19 protein-coding genes are annotated in these 23,273 nt (G+C 60.7%); 13 read left to right on the top strand and 6 right to left on the bottom strand.

Features of this window, described 5'->3' with window-relative positions:
• Positions 1-229 precede the first annotated feature (229 nt).
• Together XH79_RS39055 and XH79_RS39045 are read right to left on the bottom strand one after the other, a co-directional pair.
• Entirely contained in the window at positions 230-2,263 is a 2,034-nt protein-coding gene (locus XH79_RS39055; RefSeq protein WP_333938936.1) for an HlyD family type I secretion periplasmic adaptor subunit, read from the bottom strand.
• Between the two features lie 85 nt (positions 2,264-2,348).
• The gene (locus XH79_RS39045; RefSeq protein ID WP_271585152.1) at positions 2,349-4,490 is read right to left on the bottom strand and encodes a type I secretion system permease/ATPase; all 2,142 of its coding nucleotides are present in this window, start codon (positions 4,488-4,490) and stop codon (positions 2,349-2,351) included.
• A 344-nt stretch (positions 4,491-4,834) separates the two neighbouring features.
• Here XH79_RS39045 and XH79_RS39040 point away from each other — a divergent pair, with 344 nt between their 5' ends.
• From XH79_RS39040 to XH79_RS39025, 4 genes are all read left to right on the top strand, one after another.
• Positions 4,835-6,187, top strand: a complete 1,353-nt coding sequence (locus tag XH79_RS39040) for a glycosyltransferase family 4 protein (protein WP_271585151.1) — start codon at positions 4,835-4,837, stop codon at positions 6,185-6,187.
• Between the two features lies 1 nt (position 6,188).
• Positions 6,189-7,322, top strand: a complete 1,134-nt coding sequence (locus XH79_RS39035; protein ID WP_271585150.1) for a radical SAM protein — start codon at positions 6,189-6,191, stop codon at positions 7,320-7,322.
• A gap of 19 nt (positions 7,323-7,341) precedes the next feature.
• On the top strand, positions 7,342-8,625 hold the full coding sequence (locus XH79_RS39030) for a glycosyltransferase family 4 protein (protein ID WP_271585149.1): 1,284 nt from the start codon (positions 7,342-7,344) through the stop codon (positions 8,623-8,625).
• Between the two features lie 417 nt (positions 8,626-9,042).
• Positions 9,043-9,771, top strand: coding sequence for a hypothetical protein (locus XH79_RS39025; protein ID WP_271585148.1), 729 nt, complete (start codon positions 9,043-9,045; stop codon positions 9,769-9,771).
• A 93-nt stretch (positions 9,772-9,864) separates the two neighbouring features.
• On the opposite strand, the gene XH79_RS39020 is transcribed toward XH79_RS39025, so the two are convergent.
• The 4 genes from XH79_RS39020 to XH79_RS39005 form a co-directional block, all read right to left on the bottom strand.
• Positions 9,865-10,089: a cold-shock protein gene (locus XH79_RS39020; protein WP_271585147.1), complete on the bottom strand. Its 225-nt coding sequence runs from the start codon at positions 10,087-10,089 to the stop codon at positions 9,865-9,867.
• A 1,018-nt stretch (positions 10,090-11,107) separates the two neighbouring features.
• The gene (locus tag XH79_RS39015) at positions 11,108-11,380 is read right to left on the bottom strand and encodes a DUF1488 family protein (RefSeq protein ID WP_271585146.1); all 273 of its coding nucleotides are present in this window, start codon (positions 11,378-11,380) and stop codon (positions 11,108-11,110) included.
• Positions 11,381-11,891: 511 nt separating this feature from the next.
• Positions 11,892-12,815, bottom strand: coding sequence for a methylisocitrate lyase (gene prpB, locus XH79_RS39010; protein ID WP_212337778.1), 924 nt, complete (start codon positions 12,813-12,815; stop codon positions 11,892-11,894).
• 20 nt (positions 12,816-12,835) lie between these two features.
• Complete coding sequence (locus tag XH79_RS39005) at positions 12,836-14,014, bottom strand: 2-methylaconitate cis-trans isomerase PrpF family protein (protein WP_271585145.1); 1,179 nt, start codon at positions 14,012-14,014, stop codon at positions 12,836-12,838.
• A 239-nt stretch (positions 14,015-14,253) separates the two neighbouring features.
• On the opposite strand from XH79_RS39005, the gene XH79_RS39000 reads away from it, so the two are divergent.
• The 9 genes from XH79_RS39000 (at position 14,254) to XH79_RS38960 (ending at position 23,243) form a co-directional block, all read left to right on the top strand.
• Complete coding sequence (locus XH79_RS39000) at positions 14,254-14,958, top strand: GntR family transcriptional regulator (protein ID WP_271585144.1); 705 nt, start codon at positions 14,254-14,256, stop codon at positions 14,956-14,958.
• Between the two features lie 204 nt (positions 14,959-15,162).
• Positions 15,163-16,683, top strand: coding sequence for an FAD-dependent tricarballylate dehydrogenase TcuA (tcuA, locus tag XH79_RS38995; protein WP_271585143.1), 1,521 nt, complete (start codon positions 15,163-15,165; stop codon positions 16,681-16,683).
• Complete coding sequence (locus XH79_RS38990) at positions 16,680-17,678, top strand: MmgE/PrpD family protein (RefSeq protein WP_271585142.1); 999 nt, start codon at positions 16,680-16,682, stop codon at positions 17,676-17,678. Before tcuA ends, XH79_RS38990 begins: the two co-directional genes overlap by 4 nt.
• Positions 17,679-17,783: 105 nt before the next feature.
• Complete coding sequence (locus XH79_RS38985) at positions 17,784-18,941, top strand: ABC transporter substrate-binding protein (RefSeq protein WP_271585141.1); 1,158 nt, start codon at positions 17,784-17,786, stop codon at positions 18,939-18,941.
• Between the two features lie 68 nt (positions 18,942-19,009).
• A complete protein-coding gene (locus XH79_RS38980; RefSeq protein WP_245003501.1) occupies positions 19,010-19,879 on the top strand; it encodes a branched-chain amino acid ABC transporter permease in 870 nt (289 codons plus the stop codon).
• Positions 19,876-20,862: a branched-chain amino acid ABC transporter permease gene (locus tag XH79_RS38975; protein WP_271585140.1), complete on the top strand. Its 987-nt coding sequence runs from the start codon at positions 19,876-19,878 to the stop codon at positions 20,860-20,862. Before XH79_RS38980 ends, XH79_RS38975 begins: the two co-directional genes overlap by 4 nt.
• Positions 20,859-21,620 carry an ABC transporter ATP-binding protein gene (locus XH79_RS38970; RefSeq protein WP_271585139.1) on the top strand — a complete coding sequence of 254 codons (762 nt, stop codon included), beginning with the start codon at positions 20,859-20,861 and terminating at the stop codon, positions 21,618-21,620. The genes XH79_RS38975 and XH79_RS38970 overlap by 4 nt, the downstream gene beginning before the upstream one ends.
• The gene (locus tag XH79_RS38965; protein WP_271585138.1) at positions 21,613-22,320 is read left to right on the top strand and encodes an ABC transporter ATP-binding protein; all 708 of its coding nucleotides are present in this window, start codon (positions 21,613-21,615) and stop codon (positions 22,318-22,320) included. Before XH79_RS38970 ends, XH79_RS38965 begins: the two co-directional genes overlap by 8 nt.
• Positions 22,321-22,352: 32 nt before the next feature.
• Positions 22,353-23,243 carry an NAD(P)-dependent oxidoreductase gene (locus XH79_RS38960; RefSeq protein WP_271585137.1) on the top strand — a complete coding sequence of 297 codons (891 nt, stop codon included), beginning with the start codon at positions 22,353-22,355 and terminating at the stop codon, positions 23,241-23,243.
• Positions 23,244-23,273 lie beyond the last annotated feature (30 nt).

Below are 23,273 nucleotides of genomic sequence, written 5' to 3'. Positions count from 1 at the left end.
GCTCTCGAAACTCTGCAGTTGCTGACTCCGGATCGCCACGCCCGCGTGCTAGACGCGTTGATGAAGGCCACGGGAGGAGTCTGCGGGGGCGGCCTCAGCCGCTTGACCGCGAACTGGTTATATCGGGCCGAAGGCCGACATGTGCAGCCGGCGAAGCCTCCTAGCTAAGCGGCAGGGAATTTACGCTCTGTGCTGGCCGAAGTCGCGGTTGGCGTCGACGGGCTGCCGACTATCTCTCGCGTAGACTTTCCTGCTTGTATCTCATGATCGGTGAGAGGATATAGCTGATGACGCTGCGCGAACCCGATTTGATTTCAACAGTGGTGGCCATGCCCGGAGAAAGGTTGACACGCCTGTTGTCGATGTCCATGTAGTTGCGATCGAGCGACACCCGCGCGGCGTACACGAGCTCCTGACCTTTCGGTTCGCTGCTGGTTGTATCCGCGCCCATAAGCTTTGTATTGCCGGTGTCCGAGGGCTTGTTGCGGGGAATAGCGTCCTGGGAGATACTGACAATCCTGCCGCGCAGCAGGCCGTAGCGGGTGAAATTGAAGGTGTCGATCTTGATCGCGGCTTCCTGGCCTGCTTCGACGAAACCGATATCCTGGTTCGAGATCATCGCTTCGACCTCAAGGTTGCTGTCGGTTGGCACGATCAGCATCAATTGTTGCGCCGGTGTGACGACGCCGCCTACTGTATGAACAGCGAGCTGCTGTACGACTCCGCTGATTGGAGCTGTCAGGTTCTGCAGACCGGTGTGCCGCTCGGCTTTGATCACGTCCTGGGTTAACCCGGCGGCCTTCTGGTCCGCTTTGGCGAGCTCTTCGAACAAACTGCGCTCGTACTCGGCAATCGACTTGTTTCGGCTCTCGACGAGAACGCCAATGGCGGCGTCGGCTTCGCCGAACCGGCTTTGCTGAACGAGGATCTCTTGGCGTTGGCCGAGCAGTTCCTGGTATTCGGTCAAGTACAGCAGTTTTGAGCCCAACTCCTTCTGATACAGCTGCTCTCGTATCTCGACGCGCTGCTGAAGGGGCCCGATAGTTGCCTTCAGCTTGTCGATCGACGCCTTGGAGGTCGCTCGCTCGGCTTCCTTCTGAGCGATCTGGTGATCAATAGCGGCGATCTTGGCGTTTTGCTCGGTAGCCTGGCTGAGAAGAAAGCGACGGTGCAACTCCGACATGGCAGGCGGCGTACCGGGTGGCGGTTCGAAGGCCGAAACGGGATCGGCCTTGTTTGCGAGCAGCGCCTTGAAACGCGCGACGTCGAGCTGGGCGCTCATCTGATCGCCCTTCAAATGACTCAGCTCGGCCTCCGGTATGGTCGCGTCCAGATCGATCAAGCGCTCGCCGGCTGAAACAGCCTGTCCGTCGCGGACGTAGATCGCGCGGACAACACTGGTTTCAAGGGGCTGAATGGTCTTGGTACGGCTGCTTGGAATGATCTTGCCGGGAGCAATGGCAACAATGTCGAGCTTGCCGATGCAGGCCCAGGCCAGTGCGATAGTAAGCCCCGCCAAAATGCTAGCGACAATGGCGCGTCCCGCTGGGGAGGGAGGAGTTTCAACGATCTCCAGCGCAGCGGGAAGGAAGGCAAGCTCGTCGCTCGAGCGGACCCGATCGGTCGATCCAAGCCTTGCAACCGAACGTCCAAGCTGGCGCGCGTGATCTGCGAAGACAATCACCGCATTTCCGGTGCGGCCGCTCGGCGCCGCCTGGGTCCGCCTAGCCGACCATCGCGTAGCTCTTGCACGCACTCGACCGGCCGGACCGGAAAACAAATCGGCCAGTCGAGAGATCGCGGCTCGCGAGTAAGCCCTGAGATCCCGAATGAGGCGTTGGCAGTCCCGAGGGAAGCGCAGGAGCGAGGCGGCGATCGCGCGGCGTTGCACGATCAAGATCAGCCGTCCGTCCCAGTTGGCCTCCAGTTCAGATCTGGAAATGATGGAGGGGCGTTCGGCGCCGGGAGCAAGGACAACCGCTTCATTGCCGTGCACTTTTCCAAGCACGACGAAGCGTCGGCCGCGAAGCGCAACAATGCCGGGGAGTGGATGCTTGGAAAGTCCGTCCCAATCGGTCAGCACACAGCGCGCAGAGAGGTCGACCTCTCTCGCATAAGCCAGCATTTGCGAAACGCCGATCGGCGCGTAGCTTGACCGCCGGCGAATGTGATCGAGATTACTTTCAACGCCGCGCAAGCGAAGCAGCACGTCTAGGACGAAAAGCCCCGGATCATCGATATACGGTGTCGCTGTCCGTTCCATCGGGGTTCATTGGCCCCAATAGAGGGTTGGAGGCGAGTTGGCGAGGTCGCATGGCGCCCCGGCACGGTCGTGAAAGCAGGACGTGCTATCGAAAGTCATGGAGCCCTGCCTGGAGACGATAGAGCTTCGAATACCGGCCGCCGCTTTTGATCAGGTCCTGGTGGGACCCGTCCTCGATCAAGCGGCCGTCTTCGATCGTGATGATGCGGTCGGCTATTCGCAGAGCCGAAAGTCGATGCGCGATGATCAGTACAGTGCGGCCTTGCGACATCTTCGTCATGTTTTGCTGAACGATGTTCTCGCTCTCGTAGTCTAGCGCGCTGGTGGCTTCGTCGAAAATAAGGATCCGGGGGTCGGTAACCAGCGCGCGCGCGATTGCAATGCGCTGACGCTGTCCGCCCGACAGGCTGCTCCCGCGCTCCCCCACGACCGTGTCATAACCGTTCGGGAGCTGCAAAATGAAGTTATGTGCGCCGGCCATTGTGGCCGCCTCGATGACGCGTTCTGTCGACGCCGCAGTATCCGCGAACGCAATGTTGTCCCTGATCGATCGGTTGAAGAGGATGCTGTCTTGAAGAACCACGCCAATCTGCCGACGCAGCCAGGCAGGATCGACCTGGGCCACATCGATCCCGTCGACCAGCACCCGGCCGCGTTCGGGTACATAAAGTCGTTGCACGAGCTTTGCCAGCGTGCTCTTTCCCGACCCCGAAGAACCCACTATTCCAATGACCTGGTGCGCCGGAATATGAAGGTGGACGTCTCGTAGCACCTCAGGTCCGTCGATCTGGTAGCGAAAGGTCACGTGATCGAAAGTGATGTGACCTTGAACGGCGGCCAGCGCCATCTTGCCGGGACTGTATAGCGGTTCGGTCTCCGTATTCAGAATATCGCCGAGGCGTGCGATCGAAAGCCGGGCTTGATGGAAATCCTGCCACGTTTGAGCCAATCGAAGCACAGGTGCGCTGACGCGACTGGCGATCAGATTGAAGGCAACGAGTTCTCCAACGGTAAGATCGCCACTTATAACAAGTTTTGCGCCAAAATAGAGGATGGCTGTGCTCACCAGTTTGCTGACGAATTGAACCGATTGGCCTGCCACATTTGCAAGACTGGTCACCCGAAAACTCGCGGCGACATAACCGGCTATCTGCTGTTCCCAGCGGCGCTGCATCTGAGGTTCGACGGCCATCGCCTTCAGCGTCTCTATTCCAGTGACACTTTCCACCAGGAAAGCCTGGTTTTCAGCTCCGCGCTGAAACTTCTCGTCGAGCCGCCGCTGAAACTGCGGGGTGGCGCCGGCAGATATCGCGACATAGATGGGGAGCGAGAGGAGAACGATCCATGTCAGGGCTGGCGAGTAGAAGAAAAGCACCGCGATGAAGACCGTCGCAAAAAGCAGATCGATGACGAGGGTCAGGGCGGAGCTCGTCAGGAAGTTTCGGATATTTTCCAGCTCTCGCACTCTGGCAACGGAGTCGCCGACCCGCCGTGCCTGGAAATACCCAATCGGCAACGCCAACAGGTGACGAAACAACCGGGCGCCGAGTTCGACGTCAATCCTATTCGTGGTGTGAGAAAAAACATAAGTGCGGAGGATGCCGAGTACCGTTTCAAACAATGCGATCGCGACGAGTCCAACAGCAAGAACGTCCAATGTGCTCATGCTCCGATGAACCAGGACCTTGTCGATCACGACCTGTAAGACAAGGGGCGACGCCAGCGCAAAGATTTGGAGGCCGAATGATGCGGCCAGTACTTCGCTTAGCAAGCGGCGGTATTTGTGAATCGCACCGAGAAACCAAGTGATATCGAAGCGGCGTGCAAGATCGGAAAGAGATGCGCGGCGAGTCATCAGGATGACCGAACCGTCCCAGGTGGCCTCAAGCTCGGTCCGCAACATCATGACCGGCTGTGGGCGGCCAGGCTCCAGGGCGATGACCTTGTCCGCTCCGGCCTTTCCCAAGATCAGGAATTTGTCTCCGCGCAGGATGGCGAGTGCCGGCATCGGTAGGCCGGAAAGCCTGGACCAATTCGTCTTGAGGACGCGAGCCTTCAGTCCCAGCTCCTTTGCGCAGCGGAGCATATCGGGAACCCTGATGATCGCTCCGAACTGATGACGAATACGTTCTGGATCTATTGCGATCCCGTGAAACCGGAGAATCATGACCAGCGCGATCAATCCCTGATCGGGGATTGTGCCAATCGGCCCAGTTTGCTCGTGCATTTGCACCCCGCGCTGCATCACGCAGTTGCGGCCCGGCGATCTCTGTAGCAGTGCATTTCCATCATGAGCTGCGTCGTTCCGGTGTTGCGCCTAGCGCCAGACGCAAGCCGGTATCTGCCGACTAGGACAGCAATCCGACGCGAGAACGGGCCATCGCCTCATCTTATGCAGCGCCTCGAAAGCGAGTTGACGGCTGTCAATATTGGCGGAAGGCGGTCGCTTATCGTGTCTTGCATGGTCATAACGAGAGCAGCCACGTACCGCCCGATCGAACGCCGGCCAACCGCATTTGGCGTTCGCACCGCAGTTCGGCTCGTTCTGACCTCCCGGTCGGGAACGCCGCAATGATGAAATCGTCGTTCAATTTCAGCGAGGAAGCGGCAGTCACCTGTCCGACCGAACTCTCGAGGCCCGAACAAGATGTCCAACACGCCGGCCTTCATCAGTTCGGCTATTCGGATCGGCGTACGCTGAAAGTCCTGTTTGCGAATAAATTTCTCTTTCGCAACGGCGGCTCGGAAGTCGTGATGTTCGACGAGATGGAGCTGATGCGAAGCAGGAACGTCGACGTGGTGGAATTCTCCATGAACGACGACCGAAATGTCCCATCGCGCTTCCAGTCCTATTTCGTATCGCAAAAATCATACCGCACTGCGTCGCGAAGCGACAAGCTGAAGTCCGCGCTCTCCTTTGTTCACTCGCCTGAGGCCGTTGCAAACATCACTCGTCTGATTCGAGACGAGGATCCGAACATCCTGCATTGCCACAACATCTACCACCAGCTCACTCCCTCTATCATTACCGCTGCGGCTAGGCAGAGTGTCCCAGTCGTCCTGACGCTTCACGACTACAAACCCGTATGTCCTGTCTATACTCAGCTCAGCAATGGGTTGGTTTGCACGAGATGTGCGGACGGTGCCTTCGAGGCGGTTCTCACGCAACGCTGCGCCGACAGGTCGCTCGGACGTAGCGCGTTGCTATGGGCGGAGGCGCGCTATCACGCGTTGGCGGGAAGTTACCATCGCGTCGACAAGTTCATCGCGCCGAGCAAATTCATGTACCACGCCATCGTTCGCCGGTTTGGTGCGGACAAGGTGGTTCATATTCCGAACGGAATAGACGCCTCTCGTATCGAGGTCTCTGCGCATGACGAGGGGTATGTGCTTTGTTTCGGGCGGTTGTCGGCGGAGAAGGGCGTTGAGACGCTCCTCCAGGCGCATGCGGCCGACCATGGAGCCTGGCGGCTTGTGATTGCAGGCACGGGGCCGCTGCTGGAGGAGTTTCGGCGGAAGTACCCGGCCGCAGAGTTTAGAGGGCACCTGACGGGCACCGACCTGGCGAGGACGATCGCGGGTGCGGCGTTGATCGCGGTCCCGTCAGAATGGCACGAGAACAATCCCCTCTCGATTCTCGAAGCGATGGCGCACGGAAAGCCGATTGTTGCGTCGCGTATCGGCGGTATCCCGGAGCTTGTGAGGGACGGCACGACGGGCCTCCTGTTCGGTCCTGGCAACGGCTCCCAGCTGTCAGAAAAAATAGGGGCGCTCCTTGCTGATCGCGATCGCCGCGCAGCGTTCGGCCGGGGTGCACGGAGCATTGTCGAGGCCGAGTATTCACTTCAGGCGCATGGAGCCGCGTTGTTGTCGTTGTACGAGAGTCTGATTGAATCGGCGAAATCAAAGAGAGTCGGATTGTAAAATGGACCTTACTGTCATTTCGACGTTCCGCTGCAACTCAAAGTGCCAGATGTGTTACATCTGGCAGAACCCGACCGAGCCAAGAGAAGAGGTGTCGCTAGAGACCTTGTCGAAACTTCCTGCCGGCTTCGACAATCTCAATGTGTCGGGCGGTGAACCCACGCTTCGCAAAGATCTCGCGGAAATGATCGATATTCTCTATCCCAAGGCGAGGGTGACGGAGATTTCGTCGAATGGTCTTCACCCGGAGCGTCTGGTTCCGATCATCAAGAAGTATCCGAATATCAAGGTGCGCTTTTCGCTGGAGGGTGATCAGGAGACGAGCGACAGGATTCGCGGCGAGAAGGACGGCTATAGCACCAAGGTAGCAGGACTGCGCATGCTTCGCGAGGCGGGTGGCACCGATCTCGGTTTTGCGATGGTCATTCAGGACGAGAATGTCGATCAGCTCGTCGATGTGTACGAGTTCGCCCGCAGGGAGAAGTTTGAGCTGGCGACTTCTACGCTCCACAATGCGTGGCAGTTCTACAAGAACGACAACTATTTCTATGATCGGAAGTCGGTCGCGCGAAAGGTCGAAGGGCTGATCTCCGCGATGCTGCGCAGTCCGAAGCCGAAAAATTGGTTTAGAGCTTACCTGAATCTTGGTTTGATCGAAAAGATCCTGGGACATGATCGGCTGATACCCTGCAGCGCAGGCAAGGACTTCGCGTTCATCGATCCTTGGTCGGATGTATGGGCATGCAACGTTCGCTCCGATCTCCCGATGGGAAATCTTGCGCGGCAATCATGGGACGAGATCCTGAACAGCGAAGTGGCACAGCAGACGCGTAAGAAAGTCGCAGCCTGTGGTCAGAATTGTTGGATGGTGACCACGGCGCGGACCGCCATGCGATCCAATCTCGTTCCTCAGTTGCCAAAAGCCGGCCCGCTGCTCTGGGTCTTCAAGAACAAGCTGAAGGTTTCCATTGGCAAGAGCATCTGTTTTGACAGCTACATAGATTACTCCGACGTGAGGCCGTCCCCGCACGTCCAACGAACGTCCTTCTTGGCCAAGAACGTCAAAGCACGGCTGGTCAAGGGACGCATTACCCCCGACGAACATTATCCGCTGCGAACGTTCATGAACAATTAGATTAGTGGAGGAAGTCCAGATGAGCAGGCGCGAGATCTATATGTTCGGCTTCCGAGGTTTCCCGCAAGTTCAGGGGGGTATCGAAACGCACGCAGAGAATCTCGCGCCACGTGTGGTCACACTCGGTAGAAAAGTTGTCGTCGGGATGCGGTCCCCCTATGTCGAGCCGAGTATGGCCAAGACATGGAGAGGCGTCCGAATATTGCGACTGTGGACGGTACCAAACAAATACGTCGAAACGTTGCTTCACTCCTTGATTTGTGCGCTCGTTGCGGCGCTTCGCAGACCGGGCGTCGTGCACATTCACGGCATAGGGCCGGCCATCGTGACTCCGCTGCTGCGGGCCATCGGCCTGCGGGTCGTTGTCACCCATCATGGCGAGGACTACAATCGGGAGAAATGGGGGTGGGCGGCCCGCACGGTGCTCAGGGCCGGAGAGGCGATGGGGATGCGTTACGCCAACAAACGTATCGCGGTCAGCCGCAATATTGGCGATCTCATTGCGTCCAAGTATGGCAAGCCTTGTGAGGTTATACCGAACGGTGTCGCGTTTGCGGAGATTCCGCAGCAGGCCGACAAGGTCGTCGAGCTTGGATTGGAGCCAGGACGATATATTTTGGCGGTTGGTCGCCTGGTTCCCGAGAAGCGGCAACTCGATCTCTTGCGTGCTTTTTCAGCAGCCACACTGCCAGGATGGAAATTGGCGATTGTTGGAAAGATCGACCACCAGAGCGAATACGCGGAGCAGTTGGTCCGAGAGGCGGCCGGCCGCCAGAATGTTGTCATGGCGGGCTTCCAGACCGGCGACGCGCTGCGACAACTCTATGCTCACGCTGCGCTGTTCGTGTTGCCTTCGTCGCATGAGGGACTACCCATCGTGTTGCTTGAAGCGCTCAGCTACGGATTGCCGGTGCTGGTGAGTGATATTGCCCCCAACCTCGAGGTCGTAAGCGACCCCGACCACATTTTCCAGGTTGGGAATTGCGAGGAGATGGGCGCAAAGCTTTCGGCGCTGACCGTTGCCCGTCTTTGCGCAGAGGATCGGGAAGCCGTGCGCCGCGAGAGTGCCTTGCGTTATGATTGGTCCGACATCGCACTGAGAACGCTGAAAGTGTATGACGATCTGCTGGGCCGGAAGCGGCCCCAAGGCAATATTGCACGGTCGAGCGGGGCTGGCAGAAGGGCGCAACAGCTAGGGTTTGCCAAGTCGGTGGCCGGCGGATACGGCGTTTCACGCAGCGTCAACGACAATGTGACAAAGCCGCTTGCCGGAGCACCGTCCGCAGAAGTGAAACTGAAATAGTTGCAAAACACTCGGCAAGCGCAGGCACAGGCTTACGACGATCTCCTCTGATCCTCTCGGTCCGTCGCCACTTACGGCCATCGGTTTGTCAACGGACCCGTGGGCGATCTCCGCGGACGCGGCCGGCGATCGTTCTCCCGGAGAGGCGAGGCTTCGGCCGGGCCGTGTTCGACGTGACGAGGACCGCCGCACAAACGCCCATACGCCCAGGTGAGCGTGTCCAAAACAGCGGCTTCGCGGTCGTTTGCTTGGCACCCCCCGCCAGCGCCGCGAACTTTACATCCTCCCTGCCTTGATTCTGAGCACAAATTGGGCTTTCGAAAACGGCTGAGGCCTGAGAGGCTCCGGATCAGGATTGGGCGCCAGCGAAGGGCGATCCAGACGCCCGGGGCGACCAAAGCGTTGGATGTTGGGAAGATGAGCAGGGTGGACGAGCCGACCGTAAGCGAAATTGACCGGCTGATCGCGGCGATTGTCGACCTGGCCGGTGACAATCTGATAAGCTTGTCCGACCCTTCACTCGACTTCGTACCGGACGGAGTGAGGGCAGGAATCGCGACCATCCATCAGCGCTTGAAGGCGGAAGTGCGTGCACTTCTGGAGTTGAGAACTGTGTACGGCGACCTGGTTGCTTGCCAGGTTCTTGCGCGCGGATATCCGTGGGCGCGAGGCGAGTTGTCGCACTACCAACATTTGAGACTTGCTTGGTCGCAGCTCACGCGGTTGAGCGGCACGTACGATCAACTGATTTTGGAGATTGACCGTCTTCACAACGAAACGCTGGATTTGCTTTCTGTCGATGTCGAGCGAGAAATTCCTCCTTCGGATGGTGGCAGCACTCGTCGAACAGAAGTGGTCGATCGACGCGCGCGATGGGATCGCTGGTACGAAGTTGCACCGCAGTCGGGACCGTCGATCTTTGAGTCCATGAGAGTGGCGAGCGAATGGTCCGATGTTGCCCGTCCCTTCTCGGATTATTACGATACAGCCCGGCGCGAGCTATTGGGCCAGATTGATGTAATGATGCGAACGGTCGCTACCGGGATCGCTGACTTTCTGGCAAAGCACCGCGACGAACTGACAGATCTGATTGGACGTTACAACGACATGATCGGGAATTTCAGAGCCTTGCACGGCAGGACGTGACACGAAGACTGCAAACGCGCGGCGGAAGAGGCTGCGTATATCCATGGCGCGGCCCAGATCAGAAATCGGATGGTGCCGAAGACTTAAGTCTTTTCATCCCTTTGAGGGGTCCGTTGTGCTGATCCGCAGATGACCAGCGGTCATCTTGCCAGAGGCAGTCACGAGTTCATACCTCACCCTTTGCCCCTCGACTAACGTCTGAAGGCCAGCTTGCTCGACGGCCGACATGTGAACAAATACGTCCTTGCCTCCGCCATCGGGTCTTATAAACCCGTAACCCTTAAATCTATTAAACCAAACAACAGATCCAATCGCCAAAGTACCCCCCGGCGTTCATCGATAGAAAACTCCTAGGACATAAGCAGAGCGACGGGATAGCAGCGGCCCGTCATCAAGAACCCCGAGGCCGTTCAGTTAATCCGCATCTGTCCGGTCAGTTCCTGGTCATCACGCGCCGGGGTCTCGGTGTACAACCATTGGTATGGCTTCGACCGAGTTCAGTTCATTTTGCTTCTGCTCGGAAGGATACACGATGGCTGGGCCCTGGACGCGACTGTCACGGTGAACTACCGCGGATTGGGCAAATCTCGTTTGTCAAACGAGCAGTGTGCCCAAGAGGCGTTTCACTTTCGGCTTTTCGCCCACAATATCGGCGGCTTTGCCGGTATTCGCTCGGCCGACACTCATTGTGAAGTAGGCAACGCGTAGGTTTCAGGGGCGCCATCGAGCAACTAATCGCTCGGGCAATCGCTACATGCCGGCTCTGCGGCATCATGGCGCACCCCGCAAGAACCAAAGAGCCTGACGGATTGCGCGAGAACCAATTCGGTCGGAAAGGGTGAGTGGCTGGACATCCCGCCGACGGTGGGGGCAGGCGGATAAGTGCGCCAAATCTCACTTGAGGGATGTAAATGCGGCTTGAGCTTCAAATGCCACGGTGTCCGCGGGGAATGACTTCGCGCGTCCCATATCCGCCTACGAAAGAGCTTATAGCCGCCGCCGAAGAGCCTGATGCGCTCTGCGCTGCCCCAAGGGCGTCTCAGTCGATCGCATGATCGACGAGGATGAAGAATGGAAGCGGTTGCGTTTCGGAGATCCGGGCTCAGATGACCCGCAGTGGCAGCTTCAGCCTGCTTGCGACTTTTCTTATGGCTTGTGGCGTTCTTCCAAGGCGCCTTGAAACGGCATGCACGCTCTTACCTTCCAGGATGAGGCACCGAAGCTGCTCTATTTCCTCGGTACTCCACGGTGGCGCGGTGGGACGCTTTGGCGATGGCTGCATCAACAGTGTCAAGCTCCCTCCGAGATGTTCGACTGAGTTGAGAGTATCGAGAGCCTAGGGAAGCGGCGTAAGCTGGTAGGTCGTGACGATCGGTCGCTCTTGCCCGGCATCATAGTTCTGGCTGGCTATGACTTGGATGGTCTTATGGTGTCTGTAATAGGTCGCGCGGATGTCATTCTCATCGGCGCCATCAGCTATTGCGCGATCGGCCAATGCCCCCGACTCGATCTCGCAGAGCACCCGCTTGTCGCCGTCAAACATGGCGAACAGTACGCCTGAACGTTGGTCAACTACGATTTCTTCGGAAGGATCTGGTTGAAGTGGCATGGCAACCGGTCTCCGTTGAGGAACGCGCCACGCGGCGCTCCCATCGCGCCGAACGTAAGCAAGGGCCTCCGCGCAACGACGACAAGCATGAATGTGTGAGCTCTCCTGAATGTGCAAAGGCAATTTATATGGACGATGCAATTGGGAACCTGACAAAAGTCAAATTGTAGAGAAGTACTTGCCCAAGGGAGCTAATTATGAGCCCCAGGGACTGGCGATCCGTATTCGTGGCGAGAGGCAGGCTGACCCGGTTGCGCGCATTGCAGCCAATGCAACGAAGGACGATGACCGTGCGGCGAATGCCCATTTTCGGCCGGGTAAGCCCAGGCGTGCAACCGGCAAGTCATTGATTGTTCTTCACCAGTCGCTATCTCTTAATCAGCGGGTCCCAGGTTCGAGCCCTGGTGCGCCCACCATTTATTGGTCCTTCTTCCTCAATTTGAAGCACGGGTGCGCCGGCTTCCTCTTTGCTCCGGATCAAGCGGAGAGAAGGAACGTCCATCGCGCGACGCTAGTTGCGTTGTGGCATGCCGGCCGGAACGACTGTCTGCACGATCGACGAATCGAGAGCTTCATAGGCGTGCAGGCCGATCGTCGCGTAGAGCTCCGCCCGCGTCTGCATCCGCTCGACGACCCCATGCGTGCCGCCGTCACGCGAAATCGCCGCGTAAAGCTCCGCCTGGGCCTTGTTCGCCACGCGCAGTGAAGAGACCGGCCAGATCACCATCGCGTAGCCCATCGCCTCGAACTCGGCGGCCGTGAAGAACGGCGTCCTTCCGAACTCGGTCATGTTTGCGAGCAGGGGGACATCAGGCATGCGCTCCGCAAAGGCACGGAACATCTCGGCCGTGTTGAGCGCTTCCGGAAAGATCGCATCGGCGCCCGCTTCCATGTACAATCTGGCGCGTGCGACCGCTCCGTCGAGGCCTTCGCTAGCGGCGGCGTCGGTCCTGGCGATGATCACGAGATCGCGCCGCGCTTTCGATGCGGCCGCGATCTTGGCCGCCATATCGTGCGCATCGGCGATCTTCTTGTCGTTCAGATGGCCGCACTTCTTCGGCAGGATCTGGTCTTCGAGGTGAAGCGCGCCAGCGCCGGCGTCCTCGAAAACGCGGGTTGCGTGCATCACGTTCAGCGCCTCGCCATAGCCGGTGTCGGCGTCGACGAGGAGGGGCAATCCCGCGGCGCGGACGATCTGGCGGACGAAGAAGGCGACTTCATCCACGGTGATGATGCCGAGATCAGGCAAGCCCATCGACGCCGTCATCGCGGCGCCCGAAAGATAAAGCGCGTCGAAGCCGGCCGCTTTGGCCTGCAGCGCCGCCATGCCGTTGTGAGCGCCCGGCAGCTGCAGGATGCCGGGCCGCTTCAACAGCTCGCGGAAGCGGCGGCCGGCGGATTCGCGGGGAAGGTCGGCGGCAACGAGATAAGTCATCTAAGAGAGCTCCGGGAACGTTACGCGCTGCGTCGTGCTTGCGCGGTGGATTTGGCAGTTCGATAGAGCACGTTGCCTTCGAACAGCCGTCTGGCGGTGCGGTACACCGCGCCATGAATGGCCCGCGCCTTTGCGGGATCACCGGCATGTTCCACGGCTGCATCGACCACGGTCGTGCCGGAGGGATGGGCGACGGTGATCGGGCCATCGCCGGGGCGGGCCAGCCGGTTCGCAAGCGTGCCTTCGATGCGTACCGCAATGGCAAGGCAGGTGGCGCCGGTGATCGGGACCGCGCGGTGCGGCTGACCGATCGAAATCATCCGGATGCCCAGCGACATGTCCGAAGGCTCAAGCCGCCGACCCGACAATGTCGTCATCTGGCGCGGCGCCACGATCATCGCGACCTTGGGCACGCTCGGGATCTCGGCTGCTGCGGCGACATCGGGCGCAAGGCCCATCGCCACGGAGGCCGCGCAGCGAATCGCTTCCATCCGTTCGAGAAAGACCGGATCGCTCTCGAGTGCCTCGGGCATCTCGCTGCCGTCCTTGCCGAGCGAACCGGCGGCGACGAAGACGCAGGGGTTGGCGGCATCGACGAGCGAGGCCTCGATCGAACCAAGACCGGGGATGTCGAAATGATCGCAGGCGCGACCGGTCGGCAGCAGGCGACCGGTCCTGGTGCCGCCCGGATCGACGAATTCAAGCCGGACCGGTGCTCCCTGTCCGCCGACGCCATCGATCGTCATCTCGCCTTCGGTCTCGACCTCCCCGTCAGCCATGGGGAAACGTGCAACGATGATCTTGCCGGTGTTGGTGTTGTGAATGCGAACGACGGCCTCGCCGTTCGCCGGCGCCTTCACCAGGCCTTCGCTGACGGCGAACGGGCCCATCGCCGAAGACATGTTGCCGCAATTTGCGCTGTAGTCGACCGCGGCACTCTTCACGGAAATCTGCGCGAACGTATAGTCGATGTCGGCATCCGGCCGCGTCGGCGAGCCAACGACGCAAACCTTCGACAGAGACGACAGCCCGCCGCCCATTCCGTCGAGCTGGCGGCCATTGGGATCGGGCGATCCCATGACGGACAGGAAGATCGGGTCCCACTGCGCGGGATCTGCCGGCAGGTCCTGTCTGTTGAACACGACGGCTTTCGACGTGCCCCCGCGCATGAAGGTCGCCTTGAGTTTGCTTTGTGGCATTGGGTGGCTCTCTGCATACCATTGTATACTTTGGATACCACTGTATACATTAAGGCGCGGGACTGCTACCCTTATTCTATTCGGTGGACGCCTGCTGCCTCGTTCCAGACAGTCAGCGCGACGCCGAATATCCTGCGTCGTTCGCGTGCCTCGTAGGACCAGACGCAGATCATTGATGGATGGTTTGGCGCGTTACGCTCTTACGAGCAGCTCCTGCCGAATGAGATCGGAAAGCCTTCATGACCGACGAGATGGTGTTGCCGGACCGCACGAAGTTCGCATCTGCTGCCGACTACGCCTACGCGGCGCTGCGGCGTGAGATCGTCGAAGGGCGCTTTGCTCCAGGGCGGCGCATGCGCGAAGTCGAATTGGCGGAACATCTCGGCATCAGCCGAACGCCAACGCGCCAGGCGCTGACGCGGCTCGAGCTCGAGGGTTTGCTCGATCTTCGCCCGCGGACCGGGCTTGTCGTGTCCGTTCTCGACATGGATGCGGTCGAAGAGCTCTACGAGATGCGCGCAGCGCTCGAAGGCACCGCGGCCGCGATGGCCGCAAAGCATGCGAGTCCGAAAGATCTGGCCGCACTGGCCAGACTTGTCGCCGAGGGTGAAAAGCTCGATCGCGAGCCGGTCAAGCTCTATCGGCACAACAGGGAATTGCACGACGCCATTCAGGTCGCTGCCCACAATCGCTATCTCGAAAAGAGCTTGTCAGCTCTGCAAGATGCGATCGCGCTTCTGGGGCCGACGACGTTGGCCGACAAGGGCCGTTTCGCTGTCGCTCAGGCCGAGCACGCCGCCATCGTGCATGCGATTTCGCAGAGAGACGGCGAGAAGGCTGACCGCCTGGCGCGCACCCATGTCCTGAATGCGCTCGAGACCCGTCGCGCGATCCTGACGAAAGAGCGGGAGCTGGAGGCGCGCCGCGAACAGGACGGTGTCTGAACCGGCCTGCGAGCGATGCTGATCTTGTTGCTTGCAGCGCCGCTTCGTTCGGCCTCCTGACTCTTATTAGTTTCCATATCCGGCTGTTTTTACGAGGTTTTTCCCGGAAAACCGGATTGCTTCGAATTATCTTGCATTCCAATGTATACATTGGTATCCATCAGAATACAGAAGTTCAGAAGGCGTAGGCGGGAAGGAACCGAAATGAACGAAGAGTTCGACGTGATCGTCGTTGGCGCGGGAAATGCCGCTCTGGCTGCGGCTGTCTCAGCGAAAGAAAACGGCGCGGATCGTGTCGTCGTTCTCGAGAAAGCTCCCCGCGAAATGCGAGGCGGAAACACGCATTGGAGCGGCGGTGTCCTGCGCTTCGCCTATGACGAGCCGCGCGAGATCGGCGCTCTGCTGCCGGGCATCGAAGACGAGTTCGAGAATTTCTACGACGGCATTTCTCCCTACACGCAGGAAGACTTTCACGGCGATCTCGTGCGCGTCACCAACGGACGCACCGATCCGACCTTGTCTCGTCTGCTCGTGTCGAACTCGCAGGCGACCGTGCGCTGGATGAAGGATACCGGCGGCATCAAGATGGAGCCGGCGATCAGCTTGTCCGCCGTCAAGAAGGACAACGTGATGGTCTGGGCGCGCGGCCTCGTCGTGCGCGCGGCGCACGAGGGTGTCGGCCTGTCGCGCAGCTGGTTTTCGACCTGCGAGCGCATGGGGATCGAGATTCGCTACGGCAACGCCGTTTCGGAGCTGCTCGTCGACGACAATGGCCGCGTCGTCGGCGTCAAGACCAAGGACGACGAAGGCGTCCGCTCGCTCGGCGCGAAAGCCGTCGTGCTCGGCTGCGGCGGGTTCGAGGCGAACGTTCAGATGCGCACGCAGCACATCGGTCCGCTGGTCGGCGCCGCGAAAGTTCGCGGGACGCCTCACAACCAGGGCGACGGTCTGCGGATGGCGCTCGCCATCGGCGCCATGCCGTGGGGGCAGTGGAGCGGCTGCCATGCAACGCCGATCAGTGCGGATTGGGGCGACTTCGCGCCCCGCGAGATGACCGACCGCAGCAATCGTCTGTCCTACGTCTATTCGGTGATGATCAATCGCAAGGGCAAGCGCTTCGTCGATGAAGGCGAAGACGGCGCGCTGTTCACCTACGCCAAATTCGGCCGCGCCATTCTGGCCGAGCCGGGCGCCAAGGCGTATCAGCTGTTCGACAGCAAGGTGATCCACCTGCTCGAGCCGCGCTATTCGACCAGCGATCCCATCAAGGCGAGCTCTCTCGCGGATCTGATCGAGCAGCTCGATATCGACGACAAGGCGCAGGCGCTCAGGACCGTCCAGCAGTTCAACGATCACGCCCGCGCGCCGGACGAAGGCTTCGATCCCACGAAGAAGGACGGCCTTTCGACCAAGGGTCTCGATCTCGAAAAGACCAACTGGGCCCTGAAGCTCGACAAGCCGCCCTATTATGCCTACAGCGCGACGGGCGGAATCACCTTCACGTTCGGTGGCCTCAAGATCAACGAGAATGCCGAGGTGATCGGCACCGACTGGCGTCCGATCAAGGGATTGTACTGCTGCGGCGAGCTCGTCGGCGGTCTGTTCTATGACAACTATCCGGCGGGCACCGGCCTCGTCTCGGGCGCAACATTCGGCAGGATCGCAGGCCGAAACGCAGCTGCGCAGCAGGGCGTTGCGCCGGTCGCAGCGGTGGCGTCGCGATGAGCGCCGGCACCACGATGTCGAGACCTGATGCCTGGGCCGAACGCCTGGCGGAGCAGATCAGCTCTTTCGATTCAGCGCAGCGAGATGCAAAAGCTGCAGCAAAGGCCAAGGCAGCAGTCATCACAGCGTTCGGTCGGGCGCTGTCCGGTGCGCCAGTCACCATCACGAAAGCGCTGCTGGGTGCCTCCGGCGTCGCGATGAGCGGGGGAGCGTCGCTCGTCTTCGGCACCGAGCGACGCACGAGCGCGGTCGATGCTGCGTTGATCAATGCCGCAGCTGCGGTGGCCGGAGCCGAAGCATCGCGCGATGCTGCGAATTCGGCCTGGATCGTGGCGCTCTTCGGGCTCTGCGAGGAGCGCGGAAAAACCGGACAAGACCTGCTGGATGCGCTGATATCGGGCGCGGAGGCCGCTCATCTTCTTGTGCCGGTGCTGTCAAAGGAAGGTGACCAGCTCCGAGCCGCCTTGTTCGGCGCCGTCGCGGCCGCTGCGCGCGTGCTCGAATTGAGCCGCCCGAAGATTGCAGCCGCGCTGCTGATGGCACGGATGGCGAATGTCGACCGTCCTGTCGCCGGACCGGTCGGAGCAACGTCGCTCATGGTTGGTCTGAGCCTTCGCAGCGGACTGCTGGCCGCTCTGCTCGCCGAAGCCTTGGACGAAGCGTCCTGCGCCGAGATGATCGGAAGCGAAGGAAAGGCGATTCCTGGTCTGGTCTCGAATGATGGAGCGCCAGGAGAGGCCGCTTTCGATCTTCTTGCAGTTCAATCATCGCCAGGAGCCGATCTCTGGGAGCAGTTCGAACGGCAAGCCGGCGCTGCCCTGCCACGCGACTATATCGCTCCGCTGTTCGAACGGCTCGAGACGATCGACAAGGTCAAGGACCTCACGACGGTCTCGCGTCTGTTGCAAGCGCGCAGCTCTCAGGCGGCGCCGAAGAAAGTCGTCTTCGCCGCGCGAGGAACGCACGAGCCGGAGGAGACGACCTGGGTTCCCTGAACCCGCGCATGAACGCGACGCGGCCAAGCCGCGTCGCAACGACAAAGCCTTACCTGAGACAACAAGAGCAAGGCCGACAAAAATATCATCTGGGGAGAGATTGGAATGAAGCGTCTTGAGTTGGTTGCCGTACTCGCCGCATCGGTCATGTGTTCTGCGGCCAGGGCCGAAGACAGTGTCACGATCGGCGTGCACGCCAGTTTTTCCGGTGCCGGTGCCGCGTTTGCGGAGGGCATGCTCGCCGCCACCGACTTTGCTGCCGAGGATGTCAACAAGGGTGGCGGCCTCGAAGTCGCCGGCAAGCGCTACAAGATCCTGATCAAGCAGTATGACGACCGCTACCGCGCTGCCGACGCGGTCACCGCGATGGATCGCCTGATGATCCAGGACGGAATTCACTTCGTGGTCGGACCGATGGGCTCGGCTGCGGCCGTGGCGACCAAGGATCAGACGACGTCCGGAAAAGTCATCACCATGACGCTGGCCTTCACGCCGCGGGCGCTTGGCGCTGATGCGCCTTTCGCGTACCGGCCGGTCATCACCACCGGCGAATTCTCCGATCCGCAGGTGGCCTGGCTCATGAAGAACACGTCCGCCAAGCAGGTCGTGTCGCTGCTTCCCAATGACGAAACCGGACAGCAAATCGGCGTGGCGAATTTCAACTCCTATGCCAAGGCCGGCGCGAAGCTGCAGGTCGAGTATTTCGAGCGTGAGCGCGTCGACTTCGTGCCGATTCTGACTCGCCTTCTGACCAAGGCCGACGGGCTAGAGCTTGGCGGCAATTCCCCGACCACCGCGGGGCTCATTCTCAAGCAGGCCCGCGAACTGGGCTACCGCGGTCCGGTGTTCGTCACGGGCGGCGATGTCGCCGCCGAGATGCTGAAGGTGGCGGGCAAGGACGCGGCTGAAGGCGTCTACGTGCACCTGCCCATCGATACCGGCCTGCCGGATACGGCGGCCTATGTCGCCCGCTTCAAGGCCAAGTATGGGCCGAACATGAACGGGTTCAGTCCGTTCTTCTATGCCGGCCTGCAGATGCTGTTCACCGCGATGAAGAAGGCCGGGACCGTTGACGACACGACCAAGATCGCAACGACGCTCGACGGACTGTCCGACGTTCCCACGGCGATGGGCAAGGCGGGCTGGACCGGCGAGCAGAAGTACGGGGTCAAGCACCAGATCGATCTTCCATTCTATGTCGGGCAGATGAAAGACGGCGTCGTGACGAAGGTGGCAACCTGCGACGTCAACGCGTGCAAATAAGCGACCGCTGGAACAGGTGAGGCGCGCCTGCGCCTCACTGACACGATTGGAGTCGTCATCCCGTGAGCATGGATATCATCCTGGTCCAGACGATCGTGAACGGCCTCATGGTCGGCATGATCTATGTGCTGATGGCCATCGGCTTCACCATGGTGTTTGGCATCATGCGCATCGTGAATTTCGCGCATGGCGAGTTCTACATGGCCGGCGCATTCCTGTTCGCGATCCTTTACGGCAGCAACGGTTTGCCGTTCTCCATCAGCGTCCTGCTGGCCATTGGCGCCACGGCCTTGCTGGGACTGCTGATGGAGCGGATCGTCTTCCGCAAGTTTCGCGGCAACGAGCTGAATGGGATGATCGCGTCCGTCGGCGTCGCGCTCATCCTCCAGAACAGCGCGCTGCTGATGTGGGGATCGTCCGCACGCACCGTGCCGCCGGTCGTATCGGGGGTGCTGTCCGTTGGCGGCATCGTGTTCCCCTGGTCGCGACTGGTCGTCATCATCGGAGCGATCGTCGCCGTCGTGTCGCTCAATCTGCTGATCGGCCATACAAGGATTGGCCGGGCCATGCGCGCCGTAGCCCAAGACGCCGAGATTGCCCAGGTGCAGGGCATCCGCGTCGACGTCATCTTTCCCGTCGCGTTCGTGCTGGGCGTGAGCCTTGCGGCATTCGCCGGCGTTCTCATGGCCCCGGTCCTGTCGGTCTCTCCGTTCATTGGCCTTGCGCCGACGCTGAAAGCCTTCGTGATCGTCGTCATCGGTGGGCTCGGCAGCGTTCCCGGCGCCGTGGCGGGCGGATTGCTGATCGGCTTGATCGAGAGCTTCGCCGGTACGTTCGTGAGCGCCTCGCTATCGGAGATCCTTCAATTCCTCGTCGTGATCGCCGTCGTGTTGCTGCGTCCGCAAGGCCTGTTGGGGCGAAAGGAGCGTGAGGCGTGAATCCTCCCACAACCAAGCCGATGTCCTATGTCGGAGTTGCGGCGGCCGTCGGTCTCGCCGTGCTGCTGCCCTGGTTCGCTCCGAACCAGTTCTATATCCATCTGGCGACCGTCGGCTGCATCAACCTGATGCTCGTGCTGGGCCTTGCCATCATCGCTCGGGCGGGGCAGCTGTCCATGGGCCATGGCGGCTTTGCGCTGGTCGGCGGATATGTCTCGGCCTTGTTGTCGATGAAGGGCTGGCCGCCCCTGCTGACCCTCTTCATCGCTGCGGCCGTCTCGGCCGTCATCGCAGCGGCCCTTGGCTGGGTCATCCTGCGTTTGCGCGGCGTCTATTTCGTGCTGGTCGCCTTTGCGTTCAGCCAGATCGCGGTGCTGCTGGCGCTGGACATGAGCTCGATCACCGGTGGTGCAAACGGCCTCGTCGGTGTGCCCCCGATTTCGATCTTCGGCTACGTCCTTCGCGCCAAGCCGCAATTCTATCCGTTCGCGCTCGTGTGTGCGCTGACGACGCTGCTGTTGACCTGGCTGCTCTATCGCTCGCCGCTCGGCACGATGATGGCGGCGACCGCCGAGAACCAGCGGCTCACCGAATCGAGCGGCATCGATACGCATCGCGTCCAGGTGATTGCCTTCACGGTCGGATCCGGCATCGCGGGCTTCGCCGGTGCGTTGTCGACGCACTATCTCCGATTTATCTCGCCGGATTCCTATACGTTCTGGGAGTCGGTTTCCTACCTGACCATGCTGGTCGTGGGCGGACGGGACGGGGTGCTGGGGCCGGTCGTCGGGGTTCTCGTGCTGACGCCGCTGCCGGAGCTCCTCCGCTCCACCGAAGGACTGCAGCATATCATCTACGGGGCCGTGCTCGTGCTCTGCCTGATGTTCGTTCCGAACGGGCTCGCGAGCCTCATTCAGACCTGGCGTTCGCGCCAACGGGTTACGACAACCAGCGCTGCGCGCGTGGCCGAGGAAGTGCCATGAGCATGCTCGAAGTCGATAGCTTGAAGCGTTCCTTCGGCGGTCTTGTCGCCGTTCGCAACGTATCCTTCGAAGTCAACGAGGGCGACTTTCTCGGCCTCATCGGACCGAACGGCGCCGGCAAGACCACGCTGTTCAACGTGATTTCGGGCGTTCTCAGTCCATCGGCCGGCATCGTGCGGTTCCTGGGGCGGGACATTTCCGGGCAGCCAGCCAATCAAACGGTTCGCCAGGGGCTTTCGCGGACCTTCCAGGCTGCGACCATCTACCCGGAGGCGACGGTCATCGAAAATGTCGCGCGTGGCACGCTGGCCTCGAACCTGACCGGCCTGTGGGGAGGATTTCTCTCGAACAAATGGCGGGCGGCGGCCGAAGAGAAAGCGCACCGTGTGCTCGATCTGTTCGGGCTGACACGCCGCGCCGGCCTGAAGGCACGCGAACTGTCCTATGGCGAGCAGCGCCGCCTCGGCGTCGCCATCGCGCTTGCCAGCGAGCCCAGGCTCCTGATGCTCGATGAGCCGGTCGCCGGCCTCAATCCGGAGGAGGCGGCCGAGCTCGCCTCGGTTCTCCGCCGGGTCAAGTCCGAGCGTGGCGTCACGATGGTGATGGTCGAGCATCACATGCGTACCGTCATGGGCCTCTGCAATCGCGTCGTGGTGCTCGATCACGGGACGCTGATCGCACAGGGAACGCCTGCGGACGTCGTGTCGAACCCGGTCGTGATCGAGGCATATCTCGGCAAGGAAGCGGTCCATGCTTGACGTTCGCGGAATAAACGTCGCCTACGGTCCGCTCACGGCGGTCCGCAACTTGAGCCTGTCCGTTGCCGACGGAGCGATCGTCTCCCTCATCGGTTCGAACGGAGCGGGCAAGACCACCACGATGAAGGCCATCATCGGCCTGAAGCCCGTGAGTGGCGGAGAGATCTATTTCGACGGCAAGCGCATCGATGGGGCCTCCGCGCCGCAGCGCGTTGGGCGTGGTATCGCACTGTCACCCGAAGGACGGCGTGTGTTCCCGCAGATGAGTGTGCTCGACAATCTTCTGGTGGGTGGCTACTCGCAGAGGGACAAGGCGGACCAGAGAAAGACGCTGGACCAGATTTACGGATATTTTCCCCGCCTCGTGGAGCGAAGGGGCCAGATGGCCGGTTCGCTGTCGGGCGGCGAGCAGCAGATGGTGGCCATCGGCCGCGCGCTGATGGCCAGGCCGCGGCTGTTGCTGCTGGATGAACCGTCGCTCGGGTTGGCTCCGATCATTGTCGACGAGATCGCGCGCATCATCGTCGACATCAACCGCGATATCGGCATGTCGATCATCCTGGTCGAGCAGAATGCAAAGCTTGCATTGAATCTCTGCAACGAGGCGTATGTGCTGGAGACCGGCGCGGTCGCGCTGAGCGGGAAGGGCAAGGACCTTCTGGCCAGCGATTATGTGCGGCGCGCCTATCTCGGCATCTGAATGTGTCTGTCCAAAAATTCCGGAGTTTTGTTATGACTGGCTCTTCGACTTTCGGCTTCATCGGTTTGGGCGTCATGGGTGAACCCATGTGCCGGCACCTCGTGCAGAAGACGAAGCAGAAGGTCCTGATCCACGACATCAACACCGAGCCCGTGGCGCGCCTGGTTCAAGCCGGCGGGGTCGACGCCGGCTCGATCGCGGGACTCGCCAAAGCCGATGTCGTCTTCATTTCCATGCCGAGCGGCGAGCACCTGAAGAAGATATGCGAGATGCCGGGAGGGCTCCTGGAGTTCGCCCGCGCCGGCCAGACCATCGTCGACCTCTCGACCAGCCCGCTGAAACTGACCCGCGAGCTGGCCGGCGCCTTCGGCGCAAAGGGAGCCGACTATGCCGATGCGCCCGTTGCACGGACGCGGGCGGCGGCCGAAGCGGGGACGCTTGCGATTTCAGTGGGGGCGACCGCGGAGGTGTTCGCGCGCATCGAGCCGTTGCTGCGCTGTTTTGCCAGCGAAGTGACCCATTGCGGCGACGTCGGATCGGGCCAGGTGGTGAAGATCCTCAACAACATGGTCGTGGTCGGGACCGTGACCGCGCTGTGTGAAGCCGCCGCGATCGCAAAGTCGGCGGGCGTATCCACCGAAACCTTGTTCGACGCCTTCTCCAAGGGCTCGGCCGACAGCTTTGCGCTGCGCAATCACGGTTACAAGGCGGTGTTGGCGCAGGAGTTTCCGGAGCGGGTGTTCTCGACCGATTATATGCACAAGGACGTTTCCTACGCGCTCGATATGGCAAAGGACGCAGGGATCGAGGCGAGGGAAGCGGCGCTCGGCGCCAGTCTTCTGACTGAAGCCTCTCGAGCCGGCTTTGGCGCCAATTACTGGCCGGTCATCGTCAAGATCATCGAGCGCGCGAACAAGTCGTGATCGATATGCGACGGCGGCCGGGCGCCGCCT

It is taken from the genome of Bradyrhizobium sp. CCBAU 45389, assembly GCF_028128625.1.
In the GTDB taxonomy this organism is placed as follows: domain Bacteria; phylum Pseudomonadota; class Alphaproteobacteria; order Rhizobiales; family Xanthobacteraceae; genus Bradyrhizobium; species Bradyrhizobium liaoningense_B.
The sequence above is the reverse complement of the archived record's forward strand: the minus strand, read 5'-3'. Positions and strand labels throughout refer to the sequence as shown.